A 19,978-nucleotide genomic window follows, 5' to 3' on the forward strand; every position below is an offset into this window, starting at 1 on the left:
TTCCCTCCCTTTGCGTCATGCTCTGTTCATGATCGATCGGCGGGCTGCGGCCGGCAGATTCACCGGCGGACTTCTACGGGCGGTCGCCCCGGGCGCACCGTTGGTGACCCATGCGCTGATCGCCCTGTGCGGTCTGGTCTTCCTGGTCAGTCCACTGTCCGGCTTCCGCCGGTCCCCTGGCGCCCCCGACGCCCTGCTGGCCGCCCAGGCCGGATACTTCGAACGATGGGGCGTGATCCCCAGCGAGCTGTGGGACGGCTCGGCGCACGCCCTGCTCACCCCGTTCACCGCCCTCTTCGTGCACGGCAGCTGGCTGCATCTGCTCGGCAACGTGCTCTTCCTGTACGTGTTCGGGGCCATGGCCGAGGAACGCATGGGCCATGCCGAGTTCGCCCTCTTCTATCTCGGCTGCGGCTATCTCGCCCTGGTCGCCTACGCGGCCGCGCACGCCGCGTCCGACCAGACGCTCGTCGGCGCGTCGGGGGCGATCTCCGCGGTGCTCGGGGCGTTCCTGTACCTGTTCCCCAGGGCGCGGGTCACGAGCCTGTTCCCGTTCCTCTTCTTCCTGCCGCTGCGCTTCCCCGCCTGGATCGTGCTGATCTTCTGGTTCGTTCTGCAGTGGCTGGCGGTCCAGGGAGCGGGCAGCGGCGGCCCCGGCGTGGCCTATCTGGCGCACGTCGTCGGCTTCGGCCTCGGGTTCCTCTACGCCTGGGGGCGTCACCGGCGTGCGGATAGAGTGAAGAGACCAGCCAGGGCCACCGAGGGAGAAAGCCAGCCGTGATCACCGCGATCGTGCTCATCAAAACCAGCGTGGACCGGATTCCCGAGATCGCCGAGGCCATCGCCGCGCTGGACAGTGTCAGCGAGGTCTTCTCGGTCACCGGTACGTACGACCTGATCGCCATGGTCCGGGTGGCCAGGCACGACGATCTGGCGGACGTCATCCCCGGCCGGATCAGCAAGATCCCCGGCGTCGAGGCCACCGACACGCATGTGGCCTTCCGTACGTACTCCCAGCACGACCTGGAGGCCGCCTTCGCCATCGGCCTCGACGCGTAGGAACGCCCCGCGTCACGGCGTGGCCCTTCGGCGGGGGACGGGCCCGCCCGCCCGTCCCCCGCCGAAGGGCCACGCATCCGTCAGAGCTGCGCCGCACCCCGGTCGGGGACGCAGCGACCGCCCTCGGTCCGGTACTTCCACCGGGCACCCTTGCCCACCAGCTCCTTGACCGCGCCGACGAACCGCTCGACGTGCTCGTCCGGCGTACCGGCCCCGAAGCTCACCCGGATCGCGTTCAACGAGCGCTCGCCCGGCTCGGCCTCCGGCGCACCGCACTCGCCCACCGCCTGCGGGTCGCTGCCCAGCAGGGTGCGGAGCAGCGGGTGGGCGCAGAACAGCCCGTCGCGGACCCCGATGCCGTACTCGGCGGAGAGCGCCGCCGCGAAGTGCGAACTGTTCCAGCCCTCCACCACGAAGGAGATGACGCCGACCCGAGGGGCGTCGTCGCCGAACAGCGAGAGCACCTTCACCTCGGGGACCTCCGCGAGACCGGCACGGACCGCGGTGACGAGGCGCTGCTCCCGGGCGACCAGGTTCCCGAAGCCCGCCTCGGTCAGCGCCTTGCAGGCGGAGGCGATGGAGTACACACCGATGACGTTGGGGGAACCGGCCTCGTGGCGGGCGGCGGTGGAGTGCCACTCGATGTCCACGCCGCCGTCGGTGCGGCGGGCGACCTTGCGCGAGGCGCCGCCGCCGGCCAGGTACGGCTCGGCGTCCTGGAGCCAGTCGGCGCGGCCCGCGAGCACACCCGAGCCGAACGGCGCGTACAGCTTGTGTCCGGAGAAGGCGACCCAGTCGACGTCCAGGTCGGCGATGTGGACGGGGTGGTGCGGGGCGAGCTGGGCGGCGTCCAGCACGATCCGGGCACCGTGCGCGTGCGCGGCGGCCGCCAGCTCCTTGACCGGCCACAGCTCACCGGTGACGTTGGAGGCGCCGGTGACGCAGACCAGCGCGGGGCCGTGGGGGTCACGGGCGGCGAGCGCGCGCTCCAGCGTCTCGACGGCCTGCGCCGGGGTGCGCGGGGCGTTCAGGTAGGTCACCCGGGCGTCGCGCCACGGCAGCAGCGAGGCGTGGTGCTCGGTCTCGTACACGAAGACCTGGCAGTCGGCGGGGAGGACGGCGGCCAGCAGGTTGAGGGAGTCGGTGGTCGACCGGGTGAAGATCACCTGGTCGTCGGCCCGGCAGCCGAGGAACTCGGCGACGGTCGCCCGGCTGTTCTCGAACAGGTCCGTGGAGAGCTGCGAGAGGTACCCGGCGCCACGGTGGACGCTGCCGTAGTACGGGGCGTAGGCGGCGACGTCGTCCCAGACGCGCTGGAGGGCCGGGGCGCTGGCGGCGTAGTCGAGAGCGGCATAGGTGACTTCACCACCCGTGACCAGCGGAACCGTTACATCCTGTCCCAGAACGGGCAGCGGGGCACAAAGCGACTGGTCGGCGGCAGCAGTGAAGACAGACATGGCGAACTCCCGTAAGAGGCAGGCGAATCGCAGGCGCCGACGGATACGCGGCAGCACAGCGGAGAGTGAAAAGGGGGTGTGCGGAGGAGGGCCGGGAAGCCCTATCGCATTCGCGTGCTCACAAGAGACTCCCTAGGGACCAGGACCCCGGGGGTTGGCATTCACAGATGCCGAGGGGCCCGCGCTTGCCGCAGACCTCGCTGCCTACGGCCTGGTCTTCACCCGGGGCACCCCGCCACGGACGGAGGGTTGCCGGACAGCGGGCCGGGGCCGTAGTCGCTGTCACTCATGACCTGACCAGCATCCTGCCATACGTGCGTGGACGCGCAAGGCGCGGTCCAGGATCCGGACCGCGCCCCGCGTCACCTTCCGCCCGATCAGAGGCCACCCGACAGGCTCTCAGGCGTTGCTGACCGCAACCCAGCGGTCCAGCGCCTCCCGGGCCGCGCCCGAGTCGATGGATGCGGCGGCCTTGGCGATCCCGGCGGCGAGCTGCTCGTTCAGCGTGCCGTCCGTCGGGTCCAGAGCCACCAGCGCAGCCGCCGAGTTGAGCAGCACGGCCTCCCGTACGGGCCCTCGCTCGCCGGCCAGCACCCGGCGGGCCACATCCGCGTTGTACGAGGCGTCGGCGCCGCGCAACGCCTGCGTCGGCACCAGCTCCAGGCCGATGTCGCGCGGGTCGAACGCCTCCTCGCGCACCGATCCGTCCCGGACCACCCAGACGCGTGAGGTCGCGGTCGTCGTCAGCTCGTCCAGACCGTCGTCACCGCGGAAGACCAGCGACGAATTGCCGCGCTCGGCGAGCACTCCGGCGACGATGGGCGCCATCCGCAGGTCGGCGACGCCGATGGCCTGGGCGCGCACGTGGGCGGGATTGGTGAGCGGCCCGAGGATGTTGAAGGTGGTCTGGGCGCCGAGTTCCTTGCGGGCCTTGGCCGCGTAGCGCAGGGCGGGATGGAACTTCACCGCGAAACAGAAGGTGATGCCCGCCTCCTCGGCGACCTCGGCGACCCGCTGCGCGCTGAGCTCCAGATTGACGCCGAGCTTCTCCAGGACGTCGGAGGAACCGCTCGCCGAGGACGCGGCGCGGTTTCCGTGCTTGACGACCTTGGCGCCGGTACCCGCGATGACGATCGCCGACATCGTGGAGATGTTGACCGTCTTCGCGAGGTCGCCTCCGGTGCCGACGATGTCGACCGTGCGGCCGGGCACGTGGATGGTGCGGGCGTGCTCGTACATCGCGCGCACCAGGCCGGACACCTCGTCGACCGTCTCGCCCTTGGCGCGCAGCGCCACCGCGAAACCGGCGATCTGCACATCGGTCGCCTCACCGCTCATGATGCGGTCCATGGCCCACGCGGTGTCGTCCGCGCTCAGGTCCTCGCCGCGCAGCAGGGGGTTCAGCACGCCGGGCCAGGAACGGTCCGCCACGCTGTCGCCGCCGCCCGGGGTCACAACGTTCATGGTCCGCTCCTGAGGGTCCACAGCCGATAAAAGAGGTCACCCCAAAAGGGGTCACCTCCACCTTATCGAGGGCCGCGGACAGCAAAGAGCCCCGTCCATCGGATGGACGGGGCTCCTGCTGTGGCGATCAGTTCAGGCGATCAGTGGTGACCGTGGCCGCTGGTGATCTCCTTGTACTCCTCGGCGGTGGGCTTGGCGATCTGGTTGTCCTCGCCGAAGTAGCCCTTGCTGAGCCTGGCGCGCAGCTTCTGCAGGGGCGACACCTTGCGCTCGACACCGTTCTCGTCGACCGTCGGGCCGATCTCGGCCGGCGTGTACTGCTCGTGCGCGGTGAGCGTGTGCAGCTGCTCAGGGCCGAGCGGCTCGTGGATCTCGACGAACTCACCGTGCGGCAGGCGCTTGATGATGCCGGACTCACGTCCGTGCAGCACCTTCTCCTTGTCGCGGCGCTGGAGGCCGAGGCAGATCCGCTTGGTGGCGATGAACGCGATGACCGGGCCGACGAAGATGAAGATCCGGACGAACCAGGAGATGGCGTTCAGCGACAGGTGGAAGTGCGTGGCCCACAGGTCGTTGCCACCGCCGATGAAGACGATGACGTACTCGGTGATCCAGGCGACGCCGAAGGCCGTCCGGGTCGGGGCGTTGCGCGGGCGGTCCAGGATGTGGTGCTCGCGCTTGTCCCCGGTGACCCAGGACTCGATGAACGGGTAGACCGCGATGATCGCGAGTACCAGCCCGAAGGCCATCAGCGGGATGAACACACCCAGGACGAGCGTGTGGCCCCAGAGGTTGATCTCCCAGCCAGGCATCACTCGGATCAGACCCTCGGCGAAGCCCATGTACCAGTCGGGCTGGGCGCCGGTGGACACCTGGTCCGGGCGGTACGGGCCGATGGCCCAGATCGGGTTGATCGAGGCGATCGCCGCGATGACGGCGATGATGCCGAAGACCAGGAAGAAGAAGCCACCGGCCTTCGCCATGTACACCGGCAGCAGCGGCATGCCGACCACGTTCTTGTTGGTGCGGCCGGGCCCGGCGAACTGCGTGTGCTTGTGGTAGAAGACCAGGATCAGGTGCGCCACCAGCAGGCCGAGCATGATGCCCGGCAGCAGCAGGATGTGGATCGAGTAGAACCGGGCGACGAAGTCGTGACCGGGGAACTCTCCGCCGAACAGGAACATCGAGATGTAGGTGCCGACGATCGGCATCGACAGGATCGCGCCCTGGGTGAAGCGGACACCCGTACCGGACAGCAGGTCGTCCGGGAGCGAGTAACCGGTGAAGCCGGTGAACATACCCAGCACGAACAGCAGGAAGCCGAACAGCCAGTTGATCTCACGCGGCTTGCGGAACGCACCCGTGAAGAAGACGCGCATCATGTGCACGAACATGCCGGCCAGGAAGATCAGCGCGGCCCAGTGGTGGATCTGGCGGACCAGGAGACCACCGCGGACGTCGAAGCTGATGTCCAGGGTCGAGGCGTAGGCCTCGGACATCCGGATGCCCTGCATCGGCTCGTACGAGCCGTGGTACACGACCTCGTTCATGCTCGGGTGGAAGAACAGCGTCAGATACACACCCGTGAGGATGATGATGATGAAGCTGTAGAGGGCGATCTCACCGAGCATGAAGGACCAGTGGTCCGGGAAGATCTTGCGCATGTTGGCCTTGGCCAGGGAGTAGATCCCGAGCCGGCCGTCCGCCCAGTCGGCCACCCGCTCACCGGCGGGCGCCTTGCGATTGCCCGGCGCGGAAGCACCGGACGGGTTCGTGGTCGCAGTACTCATCCGCGCTCCCAGAATGCAGGACCGACGGGCTCTTCGAAGTCACCGAGCGCCTCGAGGTTGCCCTCGCTGTTCACACCGATCCGCAGCTGCGGAAGGGCGTGACCGGCCGGACCGAAGATGACGCGGGCGCCGTCGGAGAGGTCGAAGGTGGACTGGTGGCACGGGCAGAGCACGTGGTGCGTCTGCTGCTCGTACAGGCTGATGGGGCAGCCGACGTGGGTGCAGATCTTGGAGAAGGCCACGATTCCCTCGTGGGCCCACTCGCGCTCGCGCTTGTCCTTGATGTTCTCCGGCTGGATACGGATGATCATCAGCGCGGCCTTGGCGATCTGGTTCTGGAAGTCCTCCGCACCCTCGTCCAGGCCCTCGGGCATGGCGAAGGTCAGCGAACCGACAGCGACGTCCTCGGGACGCAGCGGCTGCATCGTGTTCATGTTGACGAGCTGCTTGCCCTTGGCCCACAGGGTGTTGCGGAGCTTCTTCTCCGGCAGCGGACCGAGGTCGCGCAGCAGCACGACGCCGGAGAGCGGCACCAGGGCCAGCGCGCCGAACAGGGTGTTGCGGATCAGCTTGCGCCGGCCGAACGCGGACTCCTCGGCACCCGCCGCGAAGTCCGCGAGGACCTTCGCCTTGACCTCGGGCTCGGCCTCGATGGCGTGCCGGTCGTCGGCGACCTCCACGTCGGACATCAGGGTGCGGGCCCAGTGGACGGCACCGGCGCCGATCGCGAAGAGGGCCACGCCCAGGGTCAGACCCAGGGAGAAGTTGAGCGCACTCACATGGCCGAAGGGCCAGATGTACACGATCTTGTCGACCGGGAAGATGACGTACGAGGCGATGAAGCCGATCGTCGCCAGCATGGACAGCGTGAACATGAACGCGACGGCGCGCTCGGAGCGCTTCGCGGCCCGTTCGTCGATGTCCTGGATGCGCGGCTTGTGGGCCGGCAGCCCCGGGTCGGCGAACGGGTCCTCGGCGACCTCTACCGCGCCGTGCGCGGAGCCCTGCTCAGCGGGCAGGTTCTCGTCTGGAATCTCTTGGCTACTCATGACTTCTTGGCCTTAGCGGTGTGGGCCGCGACCCAAATGGCAACTGCGATCAGTGCGCCGAGCCCGAAGATCCAGGCGAACAAGCCCTCGCTGACCGGCCCGAGGCCACCCAGCTTGAGACCGCCCGGGTTCTCCGACTGGGCGCTGTTCACGGTCTGGATGTACGCGATGATGTCCCGCTTCTGCTGCTCGGGCATCGTCGTGTCCGGGAAGGACGGCATGCTCTGCGGGCCGGTCTGCATGGCCTCGTAGACGTGCTTCGGGTCCACGCCTTCGAGGCTGGGCGCGTACTTGCCGTTCGTCAGCGCGCCGCCCTCACCGGTGAAGTTGTGGCACTGCGCGCAGTTGGTGCGGAACAGGTCGCCACCCTTGGCGATGTCCGCACCCTCAGGGCTGACCTGCTTCTCGGTCGGGATGATCGGACCGGCGCCGAGCGACGCGACGTACGCCGCGAGCTGGTCGATCTCGGCCTGGCTGTAGATGACCTTCTTCTTCGGTACCTGGGCGCCCGGCTGCTGTGCCGGCATACGGCCCGTACCGACCTGGAAGTCCACGGCGGCGGAGCCCACGCCGACCAGGCTCGGCCCGTCGGTGGTGCCCTGACCGCCGGTTCCGTGGCAGCTGGCGCAACCGACGGAGTACAGCTTCTTGCCCTCGTCGATGGCGAGGGACTGGGCGGTTTCGTCGGCCTGCGCCTTACTCGCGGGCGCAAACGCGGCGTACAGCCCCCCAGTAGCCGCCAGCGCGAGGAGTAGTACGACGACCGCCGCCAACGGATGGCGTCGTCGTGCGGAGAGCTTTTTCACGGATTACCCCGGTGTCAGGATCTTCTGCGTCGATGCTGGATGTGGTTCGGGTTCGAGCCCGGTTACTTGATCATGTAGATCGTGGCGAAGAGGCCGATCCACACGACATCGACGAAGTGCCAGTAGTAGGACACGACGATGGCGGCGGTCGCCTGTTCGTGGGTGAACCTCTTGGCTGCGTATGTCCTGCCCAGAACGAACAGGAAGGCGATGAGACCGCCTGTCACGTGCAGCCCGTGGAAGCCGGTCGTCAGGTAGAACACCGAGCCGTACGGGTCGGAGGACAGCGAGAGGCCGTCCTTCTTCACCAGCTCGGTGTACTCGAAGACCTGGCCTCCGATGAAGATCGCACCCATCACGAAAGTGATCACGAACCAGGTACGGAGCTTCTTCACGTCGCCCCGCTCCGCGGCGAAGACGCCGAGCTGGCAGGTGAGTGAGGAGAGCACCAGGATCGTGGTGTTCGTCGCCGAGAACGGGAAGTTCAGGGCCGAAGCCATTTCCTTCCAGTGAGCCGGTCCCGTCACCGATCGCAGGGTGAAGTACATCGCGAAGAGGGCCGCGAAGAACATCAGCTCGGAACTCAACCAGATGATGGTTCCGACGCTGGTGAGGTTCGGTCGATTGACCGACGGGTGCGCGTGCCCGGTTTCTACTGTCGTTGCTGTCGCCACGACCGACATTATGTCGGTCCCTTATCCCGCCCTCACTCCGGGGGGTGCCGTTCGGTGTGTCAACCGGGTGTGCCCTCCCCGAACGGCCCATGAATCCGCCGTCCGGGGCGGTGCTGACAGGCCATCGGGCGGAGTACGATCCGCGCATCGGTTCATGCCCGGAAAGCCCCGAAGACACAGATGTCACGGAGGAACAATGCAGCCGACCGCCACGGTCCTGGTCTACAGCGACGACGCCCGCACCCGTGAGCAGGTGAGGCTGGCAGCCGGGCGCAGGCCCGCGGCCGACGTGCCACCGGTGCAGTTCCTGGAGTGCGCCACCCTGCCGGCGGTTCTGGAGGCGCTGGACAACGGCGGCATCGACGTCTGCGTGCTGGACGGCGAGGCGGCGCCCGCGGGCGGCATGGGCGTCTGCCGGCAGATCAAGGACGAGATCTTCCGCTGCCCGCCCGTGCTGCTGCTGATCGGGCGCCCTCAGGACGCCTGGCTGGCCACCTGGAGCCGCGCGGACGCCGCGGTGACCCTGCCCGTCGAACCGGTCGAGTTCGCGGACGCTCTGGCCGCTCTGCTGCGCAACAGGGACTGCGTGAACGCCTGAGACGCCCCGCCGCGTCCGCGGTCCCGCCGAGGGGCTGCGCCCCGGGCCGGTCAGACCTCGGGGCGCAGCCGCGCCGCCTGGATCGTGTCCGTGCGGTCCGGGGTGGCGTTCTTCCGCAGGGCGCTCCCCTGCTGCCACTTGTCCCAGGACAGGTTCCAGTCTCCGAAGCCGTTGTCGAACGGCGTCATGGTGTCGCCCTGACTGCCGACGACCTGGACGATGTCGCCCGGGCGCACGGTGTTGTAGAACCACTCGGCGAGGCTGGTGCTCATGCCCGTACAGCCGTGGCTGACGTTCTCGTACCCCTGCGAACCGGTGGACCACGGGGCCGCGTGCACGTACTCGCCGCTCCAGGTGACGCGGGTCGCGTAGTAGACCATCAGGTCGTACCCGTCGCTGGAGTCGTCCGAGATGCCGATGGTCTCCCCGCGCATACGTACGGCGTATTCCTTGCTCAGCACGACCTTGACGCCATTTCGGGTGGAGAAACCGGGCTTGCCGGTGGTCACCGGAATGGTGTTGATCACTTTCCCGTCGCGCTTGACGGTCATGGTGTGCGCGGCGGCGTCGGTGAGCGCCTCGACGCGATCGCCCGTGGTGAGCTTCAGCGCCTTCGCGGGGCCCCCGTAGAGGGTGTCGGTGACCTTGATGCCCTCCAGGCCGCTGGTGACGTCGATCCTGGCCTTGGCGGGCCAGTAGTCCTTGGGCCGGTAGTGCAGGATCTTGTCGTCGACCCAGTACCAGGAGCCGGTCACGGCGGGTGTGGAACGGACCCTCAGGGCGCGCTCCACGATGGCCCTGGACGCCTTGTCCTTGACCGGGACGCTGAGTTCCGCCGTGATGGGCTGTCCGACGCCGTAGGTGCCCGCCTGGGGCCCGAAGGTGACCTTCAGAAGCTTCTTGGCCTTGACGGCGGCGGTCTCGAAGGAGAGCGTGCGGTTGCCCGGGGCGCCGTCGTCGTCCTCCATGCTGACTCGGACGGTGTAGCGGGTGCCGGCGGCGAGCGGTGTGGTGGAGTGCCAGCGGCTCCCGTCGGCGTCCAGCTCACCTGCCAGATGGCGTCCGATCGCGTCCACGGCCGATACGTCCGTGATCCGGCCGTCGTCGTCGACGGTGACTTCGAGCGGCTTGTCGGAGTCGGCCTTCTCGTCGCCTCCGGGGAGGTTGGAGGAGATCTCGTCCGCCGCGTCGTACGGTTTCGCCGCGAGCGGGTGGCCATCTGACCCCCCGCAGGCTGTCAGGCCCGCGACCAGGGTCATGACCAGCAGAGTGCAGCTCACTACGGGGCGGAAGCACGGCGTGTGGTTCATGAACACACGCTATGAAAGTTCATCCCTATCAGCGCGCAATGTGACTGCAAACGGGGGGCCCGTACCTCTTTTGGTGGAGAAGTACGGGCCCCCCGTCAGGTGGAGCGGTGACGTGATGTCACTGGGTGCGGTTCTCGCCGCGGTAGTACTCGAAGACCCAGCCGAACAGGCCGATGAGGATCACCGGGGTCGAGAAGTAGAGCAGCCACCAGCCGAAGACGATGCCCAGGAAGGCGAGGGCGCCACCGACGGCCAGCGCGAGCGGCTGCCAGCTGTGCGGGGAGAAGAACCCCACCTCGCCGGCCTCGTCCGCGACGTCGGCTTCCTTGTTGTCCTGGGCCATGGCGTCGACCCGCTGCGCCGTGAAGGCCAGGTAGAAGCCGATCATGACGCTCAGGCCGAAGGCCAGGACGAGCGCGGTGGTTCCGGCCGGCTCCTTCGACCACACGCCGTACGTGATGGCCATGGCGAGGATGAAGACGCTGAGCCAGAGGAACATCTTGCCCTGGATCTTCACTTGCCGGCCTCCTTGCCACCCGCGAGGGCCTTGTCATCCGCGGAGTGGTGCTCCAGCTGTTCGAGCGCCGAGATCTCCGGGTGATGCAGGTCGAACGCCGGGGATTCGGAACGGATCCGCGGCAGGGTGAGGAAGTTGTGCCGCGGCGGCGGGCAGGAGGTCGCCCACTCCAGCGAACGGCCGTAGCCCCACGGGTCGTCGACCTCGACCTTCTTGCCGTACTTGGCGGTCTTCCACACGTTGTAGAAGAACGGCAGCATCGACAGACCGAGGAGGAACGAGGAGATCGTCGAGATCGTGTTCAGCGCGGTGAAGCCGTCCGCGTTGAGGTAGTCCGCGTAACGACGCGGCATGCCCTCGGCACCCAGCCAGTGCTGCACCAGGAACGTGCCGTGGAAGCCCACGAACAGCGTCCAGAACGTGATCTTGCCGAGCCGCTCGTCCAGCATCTTGCCGGTGAACTTCGGCCACCAGAAGTGGAATCCGGAGAACATCGCGAAGACCACGGTGCCGAAGATGACGTAGTGGAAGTGCGCGACGACGAAGTACGAGTCCGAGACGTGGAAGTCCATCGGGGGCGACGCCAGGATCACACCGGTCAGACCACCGAAGGTGAAGGTGATCAGGAAGCCGACGGCCCAGAGCATCGGTGTCTCGAAGGACAGCGACCCCTTCCACATCGTGCCGATCCAGTTGAAGAACTTCACACCGGTCGGTACCGCGATGAGGAACGTCATGAACGAGAAGAACGGCAACAGCACACCGCCGGTGACGTACATGTGGTGCGCCCACACGGTCACGGAGAGGCCCGCGATGGCGATCGTCGCGCTGATCAGACCGATATAGCCGAACATCGGCTTTCGACTGAACACTGGGATCACTTCGGAAATGATTCCGAAGAATGGTAGGGCGATGATGTACACCTCTGGATGGCCGAAGAACCAGAAGAGGTGTTGCCAGAGCAATGCGCCGCCATTGGCCGCGTCGAACACATGCGCGCCGAATTTTCGGTCCGCCTCCAGCGCGAAGAGCGCGGCGGCGAGAACCGGGAAGGCCAGCAGGACCAGCACACCGGTCAGCAGGACGTTCCAGACGAAGATCGGCATGCGGAACATCGTCATGCCGGGGGCACGCATGCAGATGATCGTGGTGATGAAGTTGACCGAGCCGAGGATCGTGCCGAAGCCGGAGAAGGCCAGACCCATGATCCACATGTCGGCGCCGACACCCGGCGAACGGACGGCGTCCGAGAGCGGGGAGTAGGCGAACCAGCCGAAGTCGGCCGCACCCTGCGGGGTGAGGAAGCCGGCCACCGCGATGAGCGAGCCGAAGAGGTACAGCCAGTACGCGAACATGTTCAGCCGCGGGAACGCCACATCGGGCGCGCCGATCTGCAGCGGCATGATCCAGTTCGCGAATCCGGCGAACAGCGGCGTCGCGAACATCAGCAGCATGATCGTGCCGTGCATCGTGAACGCCTGGTTGAACTGCTCGTTCGACATGATCTGCGTGCCGGGACGGGCCAGCTCGGCGCGCATGAAGAGCGCCATCAGACCGCCGATGATGAAGAACGCGAACGATGTGACCAGGTACATCGTGCCGATCGTCTTGTGGTCAGTGGTGGTCAACCACTTGATGACGACGTTTCCCGGCTGCTTGCGCCGGACCGGCAGCTCGTCCTCGTACGAGTCGTCTGCTGCCGCGGCACCCTGAGGTTCGTTGAGGATGCTCACAGTTTGTTCGTCTCCGCATTCCTGGCCGGATCAGTCTGCTCGATGCCGGCCGGCACGTAGCCCGTCTGCCCCTTCTTCGCCAGCTCCTTGAGGTGAGCCTGGTAGCGCTCCGGGGAGACGACCTTGACGTTGAAGAGCATCCGGGAGTGGTCGACGCCGCAGAGTTCGGCGCACTTGCCCATGAAGGTGCCCTCCTGGTTGGGAGTCACCTCGAAGGCGTTGGTGTGGCCCGGAATGACGTCCTGCTTCATGAGGAACGGCACCACCCAGAAGGAGTGGATGACGTCACGCGAAGTCAGAACGAAGCGGACCTTCTCGCCCTTCGGCAGCCACAGGGTCGGCCCCGGGTTGCCGTTCTGCGGATTCCGGGTGCCCGGGATGCCGTAGTCGTAGACGCCCTCCGCACCCTTGGGGAAGTCCTTCCGGAACCTGTCCGGAATGGCATCGAGTTCCTTGGGGATCTTGCTGCCCGTGGCGGTCGAGCCGTCCACGTTCTCGATGTAGTTGAAGCCCCAGCTCCACTGGTAGCCGACCACGTTGATGGTGTGGGCGGGCTTGGGGGAGAGCGTGAGGAGCTTCGATTCATCGCGCGCGGTGAAGTAGAACAACACCGAGACGATGATCAGAGGGACCACGGTGTACAGCGCCTCGATGGGCATGTTGTACCTGGTCTGCGGAGGAACCTCGACCTTGGTGCGGCTGCGCCGGTGGAAGATGACGCTCCACAGGATCAGGCCCCAGACCAGCACGCCCGTGGCGAGCGCTGCCGCCCACGAGCCCTGCCAGAGAGAAAGGATCCGTGGTGCCTCTTCCGTTACCGGCGTAGGCATACCAAGGCGGGGGAAGTCCTTGTATGTGCAACCGGTTGCGGTCGCCAGGATCAGGCCCGCAGTCAGCACCTGCGGCAGCTTCCGCCGCATCGGGCGCCGCGACGAGCGGTCGGAGCCGTTGGGACTCACGTAGCGCCTTCCCGAGAGTCTCGCCCGCGCGTTCGGCGCGGCCGTCTTTCTGGTCGGTCGCCGCCCTGACGCGGGCAGGGGTTTGGATGTTTATGCGGACCAAACCCTACTGGACGCTATTTGGGGTCGCGCGGGGAGGGTGCCCAACGCGCCGCCCGACTCCCCGAAGGGGTGGAATACCCGCCTCTGGCCGTCATCTGACGCTCTCTCTCCCGGTTCGACGGGCGCCCCGTCCCCGGGTAGGGGCCCGGCCCGGGCTAGCGTGGCCGTGTGCCCTACTTCGACGCCGCGTCCTCCGCCCCCCTGCACCCCGTCGCCCGCCAGGCGCTGCTTGCCGCACTGGACGAGGGGTGGGCCGACCCGGCCAGGCTGTACCGCGAGGGCCGGCGGGCCCGACTGTTGCTGGACGCCGCCCGGGAGGCCGCGGCGGAGGCCGTCGGGTGCCGTCCGGACGAGCTCACATTCACTCCTTCGGGGACTCGCGCGGTGCACTCCGGAGTTTCCGGGGCCCTCGCGGGACGTCGGCGTGTCGCCCGCCGTCTGGTGGTCTCCGCGGTGGAGCACTCGTCGGTGCTGCACGCTGCCGCCGCCCACGAGGCACAGGGGGGATCGGTCGTCGAGGTCGCCGTGGACCGGTCGGGGGCGGTGAGCGCGGCGGCGTACGCGGACGCGCTGCGCGAGGACACCGCGCTGGCCTGCCTGCAGTCCGCCAATCACGAGGTGGGCACCGTGCAGCCGGTCGCGGAGGTCGCGGAGGTCTGCCGGGCCGCGGGGGTGCCGCTGCTGGTGGACGCCGCGCAGTCACTGGGCTGGGGGCCGGTGCCGGACGGCTGGTCGCTGCTGGCGGCCAGCGCGCACAAGTGGGGTGGCCCCCCGGGGGTCGGACTGCTGGCGGTGCGCAAGGGGGTGCGGTTCGCGGTCCAGGGGCCGGCCGACGAGCGCGAGTCCGGGCGGGCCGCGGGGTTCGAGAACCTTCCGGCGATCGTGGCCGCGGCGGCGTCGCTGCGGGCGGTGCGGGAGGAGGCCGCGGACCGGTCCGTACGGCTGCGGGCCCTGGTCGACCGCATCAGGAGCCGGGTGCCGCAGTTGGTGCCCGACGTGGAAGTGGTCGGGGATCCGGTGCGGCGGCTGCCGCATCTGGTGACCTTCTCCTGTCTCTATGTCGACGGGGAGACACTGCTCCACGAGCTGGACCGGGCCGAATTCTCCGTGTCGTCCGGTTCGTCCTGCACCAGCAGCACGCTGACGCCGAGCCATGTGCTCAAGGCGATGGGCGTGCTCTCGGAGGGGAACGTCCGGGTGTCGTTGCCGGCCGGCACCACGGACGAGGAGGTCGAGCGCTTCCTGGACGTGCTGCCCCGGGTGGTGGCGGAGGTGCGGGAGAGGCTGGGGGCGCCCGCTTCGGCGCTCTCCTCCCCCGCCGCGTCCGCGTCCCTGGTGGTCGACGCCCTGGGGAAGCGCTGTCCGATCCCGGTGATCGAGCTGGCCAAGGTGATCGGGGAGGTACCGCCGGGCGGGACGGTAACCGTGCTCTCCGACGACGAGGCGGCGCGCCTGGACATCCCGGCCTGGTGCGCGATGCGGCAGCAGGAGTACGTGGGCGAGGAGCCGGCGGACCGCGGCTCGGCCTATGTGGTCCGCCGGCTGATCTGAGGTTCCGTTCCGGGTTCAGCCCAGGTGCGCGCGGACCTCGCCGGCGGCGTCGTGGCCGTAGGCCTTGGTGAAGCGGTCCATGAAGTGGGCGCGGTGCAGGGTGTACTCCTGGGTGCCGACCGTCTCGATGACCAGGGTGGCGAGCATGCAGCCGACCTGGGCGGCGCGCTCCAGGCTGACGCCCCAGGCGAGGCCGGAGAGGAAGCCGGCCCGGAAGGCGTCGCCGACACCGGTCGGGTCGGCCTTGATCTCCTCCTCCGGGCAGCCGACCTCGATCGTCTCCTGGCCGACCCGCTCGATCCGGACGCCGCGGGCGCCGAGCGTGGTGACCCGGTGGCCGACCTTGGACAGGATCTCCTCGTCGCTCATGCCGGTCTTGGACTCGATGAGCCCCTTCTCGTACTCGTTGGAGAAGAGGTACGTGGCGCCGTCGAGGAGGATCCGGATCTCCTCCCCGCCCATCCGGGCGATCTGCTGCGAGAAGTCCGCGGCGAAGGGGATACCGCGGGAGCGGCACTCCTCGGTGTGGCGGAGCATCCCCTCGGGGTCGTCGGCGCCGATCGAGACGAGGTCGAGGCCGCCGACCCGGTCGGCGACGGCCTTCAGCTCGATGAGCCGGGCCTCGCTCATCGCACCCGTGTAGAAGGAGCCGATCTGGTTGTGGTCGGCGTCCGTCGTGCACACGAAGCGGGCGGTGTGCAGGACCTCGGAGATCCGGACCGAACCGGTGTCGACGCCGTGGCGGTCGAGCCAGGCGCGGTACTCGTCGAAGTCGGAACCCGCGGCCCCGACCAGGATCGGGCTGGTGCCCAGCAGGCCCATGCCGAAGCAGATGTTGGCGGCGACACCGCCCCTGCGCACGTCGAGGTTGTCGACCAGGAAGGAGAGCGAGACCGTGTGCAGCTGATCCGCGACCAGCTGGTCGGCGAAACGGCCGGGGAAGGTCATGAGGTGATCGGTGGCGATGGAGCCGGTGACTGCGATTCGCACGGGGAGACTGCTCCTGTGGAGATCGGGGGGAACGGGTGACGGTGTTCCCGGGGCGGCGTGACAGTTCACGCTACCGGTTCCCCGCAAGGACGCTTATGGGGGAAAACTACCCGATAGTAGGTCTTTCTTCCCGAGGTGTGTGATGCCTACGGTGCGGATATGCCGAACCACATCGCTCCACGCGAGTCCGAGATCAGCCTGGCCGAACTGCGCGGTGACTGCGCGCGCATGGCTCCGCACTGGGTGGCCCCCGCGAAGTCTGCCCCCGTTCGGGTGGCGCCGTCCTTGATTCACGGAGTCACCGTGCCCGCGTCCTCCGCGCGGCTGCTCGACGCCATGTCCGAGTACGGCGACTGAGACCGCCGCCGGTCGCGTCCGGCACCGGCACGTCCGGCACCTTCAAGCACCTTCGAGCGCCTTCGAGGGAACCGCGCGCGCCCGAGCCCCGTCCCACCGTTGTCCCCACCGTGGGACGGACCGGCAGGCCGGAGCACGGCCTGCGACGGCGACGCAGGCGAAGGAGCGATCCGGTGAGCACCGAGCGACCCGACAACGACGTGACCGGCCCCCGGCGGCGTTCGCCGCTGGCCGTGGCCTCGGTGGCGGCAGCCGTACTGCTGGCCGGGGGTGGCGGCGCGTACTGGGCCGCCACCGCCGCGGACGGCGGGGGGAAGAGCGGCGGCAGTGCGGCGGACGGCGGAGCACGCACCCCTCCCCCGCTGGCCCTGGACGAGAACGCGGGCGACGCGTCGGTGCCCACCGGGCCCTCGCAGGGCATCGCACCGGGCGAGCCCGATCCGCACGGCGGCCGAGTGGTCTACCGCGCCTCCGGCACGCTGCCCGAGGGCCCGCGTACGGCCGCGGTGCGGCGTGCGGAGGGAACCGTCACCGCGGCGGAGGTGGTCCGGCTGGCGACGGCGCTGGGAGTGCCGGGCACACCGCGGGCGGAGGGCACGTCCTGGAAGGTGGGGCCCGACGGCGACGGCTCGGGTCCGGTCCTGCGGGTGAACAAGCAGGCTCCGGGCACCTGGAGCTTCGCCCGGTACGGCTCCGGCGGTACGGACGACTGCGGGCGTGCCACGGCCTGTTCGAGCGGGAAGGCGGGCCCGGGCGACGGCTCGCCGGTGAGCGAGAGCGCGGCCAGGGCCGCCGCGGCACCGGTCCTGAAGGCCGCGGGGCAGGACGGCGCCGCCCTCGACACCGGCCAGCTCATGGGTTCGGTGCGGGTGGTGAACGCCGAGCCGGTGGTGGACGGCCTTCCCACCCACGGCTGGTCGACCGGGATCCAGGTGGGTCCGAACGGTGACGTGGTCGGCGGCAGCGGCCGGTTGAAGGGGCTGGAGAAGGGCGACAGCTATCCGGTGATCAGCGCGGGCGAGGCGCTGAAGCAGCTGAACGGGGCAACGTCCCGGACCGACGGGGGCGCCGGCACCGGCGGGTGCGCGGATCCCGTACCGCTGGAGGACGGCCTGGAGTCGCCGGACGTCCACTGCGGGGCGCTGACCGGGGCCGAGCCGTCGACGACGACCGTGACGGTCGACAAGGCGGTGTTCGGACTGGCGGAGCAGTACGTGGCGGGCAAGCAGACGCTCGTACCGTCCTGGCTCTTCTCGGTGCGGCCGGCCGCGGGCGGCACGGGCACCACCGTCTCGCAGGTCGCCGTGGATCCCGCCTATCTGGTGAAGGACGCGCCCTCGGCCTCGGCTCCGCCCTCCGGGGACACGGGGAAGTCCCGGCGGCAGCTCCTGTCGTACAGCGCCGACGGGCGGACCCTGTCGGTGACGTTCTGGGGCGGGGCGTGCAGCACGTACGCGGCGAGCGCGACCGAGGACGGGCAGACGGTGCGGGTGACGGTGACGGAGTCGAAGCCGGCCGAGAAGAAGGTCTGCATCATGATCGCCAAGGAGCTGACCCGGACGGTGACGCTGGACGCCCCGCTCGGTGACCGGACGGTGGTCGACGCGGCGTCGGGCGGCGACGTGCCCCGCGCTTGATTCCCGCTGCGCCTCTGATGACGACGACGACGCACGACGGCGGCGGCCCCGGAATCCGGGGCCGCCGCCGTCGTACTGTTCCGCCGCCCTCAGGGCTCAGCTGAAGGAGTCGCCGCAGGCGCAGGAACCCGTGGCGTTCGGGTTGTCGATCGTGAAGCCCTGCTTCTCGATGGTGTCGACGAAGTCGACGGAGGCGCCGCCCAGGTACGGGGCGCTCATCCGGTCGGTGACGACCTTGACACCGTCGAAGTCCTTCACGACATCGCCGTCGAGCGAACGCTCGTCGAAGAAGAGCTGGTAGCGCAGGCCCGAGCAACCGCCGGGCTGGACGGCGACGCGCAGCGCCAGGTCGTCACGGCCTTCCTGCTCCAGCAGGCTCTTGACCTTGGCTGCGGCGGCGTCGGACAGGAGGATGCCGTCGCTCACGGTGGTGGTCTCGTCCGATACGGACATCTGCTTCTCTCCCGGGTTGTACGGAGACTGCTTGCCGACGTTGCAACCGTCGGGACCGCGGATTCATTCCGGGCCGAGCGCTTGCCTGTTCCGTTCATGCTCGCACACGGACCGCCCCGGGGGATGTGTCACATCGACGCTATGGCCGTCGTCAAAGTGACATGCAGCAGATATGATAGATAACGTCATTTAGACGAAAAGGCTCAAAGAAAGGGTGCGTGACGTGACCACGGCCCACCCCGTCCAGGATCTCGACGTCCAGCCGACGCCCCTCGCGCTGCTCCTGCTCGGCCGCGAGGCCGACCCGAGGAGCGAGCGTGGCGTCGAGTGTCCCGGCGACCTGCCCTCCCCCTCCGACCCGGATCTGGTGGAGCGTGCCCGCGCGGCCAAGGAGAAGCTCGGGGAGAAGGTGTTCGTCCTCGGCCACCACTACCAGCGGGACGAGGTCATCCAGTTCGCCGACGTCACCGGGGACTCGTTCAAACTCGCCCGGGACGCGGCCGCGCGCCCGGAGGCCGAGTACATCGTCTTCTGCGGTGTGCACTTCATGGCCGAGTCGGCGGACATCCTGACCACGGATGACCAGCAGGTCGTGCTCCCGGACCTGGCGGCGGGCTGTTCCATGGCCGACATGGCCACCGCCGAGCAGGTGGCCGAGTGCTGGGACGTGCTGACCGAGGCCGGGGTCGCCGATCAGGTCGTACCCGTCTCCTACATGAACTCCTCCGCCGACATCAAGGCCTTCACCGGCCGGCACGGCGGAACGATCTGCACCTCGTCCAACGCGGAGCGGGCGCTGGAGTGGGCCTTCGAGCAGAGGGAGCCCTCAGCAGGCAAGGTGCTCTTCCTGCCCGACCAGCACCTGGGGCGGAACACCGCGGTCCGCGACCTGGGAATGTCCCTGGAGGACTGCGTCCTCTACAACCCGCACAAGCCGAACGGCGGCCTGACCGCCGAGGAGCTGCGCGACGCGAAGATGATCCTGTGGCGCGGCCACTGCTCGGTGCACGGACGCTTCTCCGTCGAGTCCGTCGACGATGTGCGCGAGCGCATCCCGGGCGTCAATGTGCTGGTGCACCCCGAGTGCAAGCACGAGGTCGTGGCGGCGGCGGACTACGTCGGCTCGACGGAGTACATCATCAAGGCCCTGGAGGCCGCTCCGGCCGGGTCGAAGTGGGCGATCGGCACCGAACTGAACCTGGTGCGCCGCCTGGCGAACCGGTTCGCGGCCGAGGACAAGGAGATCGTCTTCCTCGACAAGACGGTCTGCTTCTGCTCGACGATGAACCGCATCGACCTGCCGCATCTGGTGTGGGCGCTGGAGTCGCTGGCCGAGGGGAAGCCCGTCAACCGGATCGTGGTCGACCCGGAGACGGAGAAGTACGCGAAGCTGGCGCTGGAGCGGATGCTGGCGCTGCCGTAGCCGTTTCACCGCGTACGGGCTCGCAGCGGCCCGTACGGCACGGACAGTC

Annotated in this window: 19 protein-coding genes and 1 riboswitch; of the genes, 7 read left to right on the top strand and 12 right to left on the bottom strand. The window is 68.6% G+C overall.

What is annotated here, in order from left to right; translation table 11 throughout:
- The first annotated feature begins 28 nt into the window (after nt 1–28).
- Together ACFVUT_RS09800 and ACFVUT_RS09805 are read left to right on the top strand one after the other, a co-directional pair.
- A complete protein-coding gene (locus tag ACFVUT_RS09800) occupies nt 29–781 on the top strand; it encodes a rhomboid family intramembrane serine protease (RefSeq protein WP_389645861.1) in 753 nt (250 codons plus the stop codon).
- Nucleotides 778–1,059: an Lrp/AsnC family transcriptional regulator gene (locus ACFVUT_RS09805; protein WP_072483264.1), complete on the top strand. Its 282-nt coding sequence runs from the start codon at nt 778–780 to the stop codon at nt 1,057–1,059. The genes ACFVUT_RS09800 and ACFVUT_RS09805 overlap by 4 nt, the downstream gene beginning before the upstream one ends.
- 80 nt (nt 1,060–1,139) lie before the next feature.
- Here the strand turns inward: ACFVUT_RS09805 and ACFVUT_RS09810 are convergent, their stop codons facing one another.
- The 6 genes from ACFVUT_RS09810 to ACFVUT_RS09835 form a co-directional block, all read right to left on the bottom strand.
- Nucleotides 1,140–2,516, bottom strand: coding sequence for an aminotransferase class V-fold PLP-dependent enzyme (locus tag ACFVUT_RS09810; RefSeq protein WP_389645857.1), 1,377 nt, complete (start codon nt 2,514–2,516; stop codon nt 1,140–1,142).
- A gap of 176 nt (nt 2,517–2,692) precedes the next feature.
- Nucleotides 2,693–2,810: riboswitch (SAM riboswitch) on the bottom strand.
- A 105-nt stretch (nt 2,811–2,915) separates the two neighbouring features.
- Nucleotides 2,916–3,980: an anthranilate phosphoribosyltransferase gene (gene trpD / locus ACFVUT_RS09815; RefSeq protein WP_389645854.1), complete on the bottom strand. Its 1,065-nt coding sequence runs from the start codon at nt 3,978–3,980 to the stop codon at nt 2,916–2,918.
- A 140-nt stretch (nt 3,981–4,120) separates the two neighbouring features.
- Nucleotides 4,121–5,770, bottom strand: a complete 1,650-nt coding sequence (locus tag ACFVUT_RS09820) for a cytochrome bc complex cytochrome b subunit (RefSeq protein WP_389645851.1) — start codon at nt 5,768–5,770, stop codon at nt 4,121–4,123.
- Nucleotides 5,767–6,819 carry a Rieske 2Fe-2S domain-containing protein gene (locus tag ACFVUT_RS09825; RefSeq protein ID WP_389645848.1) on the bottom strand — a complete coding sequence of 351 codons (1,053 nt, stop codon included), beginning with the start codon at nt 6,817–6,819 and terminating at the stop codon, nt 5,767–5,769. The genes ACFVUT_RS09820 and ACFVUT_RS09825 overlap by 4 nt, the downstream gene beginning before the upstream one ends.
- Nucleotides 6,816–7,625, bottom strand: coding sequence for a c-type cytochrome (locus ACFVUT_RS09830; protein ID WP_389645845.1), 810 nt, complete (start codon nt 7,623–7,625; stop codon nt 6,816–6,818). Before ACFVUT_RS09830 ends, ACFVUT_RS09825 begins: the two co-directional genes overlap by 4 nt.
- A 62-nt stretch (nt 7,626–7,687) precedes the next feature.
- On the bottom strand, nt 7,688–8,308 hold the full coding sequence (locus tag ACFVUT_RS09835) for a heme-copper oxidase subunit III (RefSeq protein ID WP_389645842.1): 621 nt from the start codon (nt 8,306–8,308) through the stop codon (nt 7,688–7,690).
- 187 nt (nt 8,309–8,495) lie between these two features.
- On the opposite strand from ACFVUT_RS09835, the gene ACFVUT_RS09840 reads away from it, so the two are divergent.
- Nucleotides 8,496–8,897: a hypothetical protein gene (locus tag ACFVUT_RS09840; RefSeq protein WP_389645840.1), complete on the top strand. Its 402-nt coding sequence runs from the start codon at nt 8,496–8,498 to the stop codon at nt 8,895–8,897.
- Between the two features lie 50 nt (nt 8,898–8,947).
- Here the strand turns inward: ACFVUT_RS09840 and ACFVUT_RS09845 are convergent, their stop codons facing one another.
- The 4 genes from ACFVUT_RS09845 to coxB all read right to left on the bottom strand — a co-directional run bounded on the left by ACFVUT_RS09845 (nt 8,948) and on the right by coxB (nt 13,416).
- Nucleotides 8,948–10,207, bottom strand: coding sequence for an Ig-like domain-containing protein (locus ACFVUT_RS09845; protein WP_389645838.1), 1,260 nt, complete (start codon nt 10,205–10,207; stop codon nt 8,948–8,950).
- Nucleotides 10,208–10,325: 118 nt separating this feature from the next.
- Nucleotides 10,326–10,724 (bottom strand): cytochrome c oxidase subunit 4, encoded by a 399-nt coding sequence (locus ACFVUT_RS09850; protein ID WP_389645834.1) that lies wholly within the window; start codon nt 10,722–10,724, stop codon nt 10,326–10,328.
- A complete protein-coding gene (gene ctaD, locus ACFVUT_RS09855) occupies nt 10,721–12,457 on the bottom strand; it encodes a cytochrome c oxidase subunit I (RefSeq protein ID WP_389645831.1) in 1,737 nt (578 codons plus the stop codon). Before ctaD ends, ACFVUT_RS09850 begins: the two co-directional genes overlap by 4 nt.
- Nucleotides 12,454–13,416 carry a cytochrome c oxidase subunit II gene (coxB, locus tag ACFVUT_RS09860; protein WP_389645828.1) on the bottom strand — a complete coding sequence of 321 codons (963 nt, stop codon included), beginning with the start codon at nt 13,414–13,416 and terminating at the stop codon, nt 12,454–12,456. The genes ctaD and coxB overlap by 4 nt, the downstream gene beginning before the upstream one ends.
- Before the next feature lie 270 nt (nt 13,417–13,686).
- On the opposite strand from coxB, the gene ACFVUT_RS09865 reads away from it, so the two are divergent.
- A complete protein-coding gene (locus tag ACFVUT_RS09865; RefSeq protein ID WP_389645824.1) occupies nt 13,687–15,069 on the top strand; it encodes a cysteine desulfurase/sulfurtransferase TusA family protein in 1,383 nt (460 codons plus the stop codon).
- A gap of 15 nt (nt 15,070–15,084) precedes the next feature.
- Here the strand turns inward: ACFVUT_RS09865 and ACFVUT_RS09870 are convergent, their stop codons facing one another.
- A complete protein-coding gene (locus tag ACFVUT_RS09870; RefSeq protein WP_389645820.1) occupies nt 15,085–16,059 on the bottom strand; it encodes a carbohydrate kinase family protein in 975 nt (324 codons plus the stop codon).
- A 159-nt stretch (nt 16,060–16,218) separates the two neighbouring features.
- On the opposite strand from ACFVUT_RS09870, the gene ACFVUT_RS09875 reads away from it, so the two are divergent.
- Both ACFVUT_RS09875 and ACFVUT_RS09880 read left to right on the top strand, forming a co-directional pair.
- Nucleotides 16,219–16,416 (top strand): hypothetical protein, encoded by a 198-nt coding sequence (locus ACFVUT_RS09875; protein WP_389645817.1) that lies wholly within the window; start codon nt 16,219–16,221, stop codon nt 16,414–16,416.
- A 173-nt stretch (nt 16,417–16,589) separates the two neighbouring features.
- A complete protein-coding gene (locus ACFVUT_RS09880; RefSeq protein ID WP_389645815.1) occupies nt 16,590–18,053 on the top strand; it encodes a hypothetical protein in 1,464 nt (487 codons plus the stop codon).
- A gap of 96 nt (nt 18,054–18,149) precedes the next feature.
- On the opposite strand, the gene erpA is transcribed toward ACFVUT_RS09880, so the two are convergent.
- On the bottom strand, nt 18,150–18,506 hold the full coding sequence (erpA, locus tag ACFVUT_RS09885) for an iron-sulfur cluster insertion protein ErpA (protein WP_389645812.1): 357 nt from the start codon (nt 18,504–18,506) through the stop codon (nt 18,150–18,152).
- Nucleotides 18,507–18,720: 214 nt separating this feature from the next.
- Here erpA and nadA point away from each other — a divergent pair, with 214 nt between their 5' ends.
- The gene (gene nadA / locus ACFVUT_RS09890; protein WP_389645810.1) at nt 18,721–19,929 is read left to right on the top strand and encodes a quinolinate synthase NadA; all 1,209 of its coding nucleotides are present in this window, start codon (nt 18,721–18,723) and stop codon (nt 19,927–19,929) included.
- Nucleotides 19,930–19,978 lie beyond the last annotated feature (49 nt).

The sequence above is a fragment of the Streptomyces sp. NPDC058051 genome (genome assembly GCF_042885475.1).
Lineage (GTDB): Bacteria > Actinomycetota > Actinomycetes > Streptomycetales > Streptomycetaceae > Streptomyces.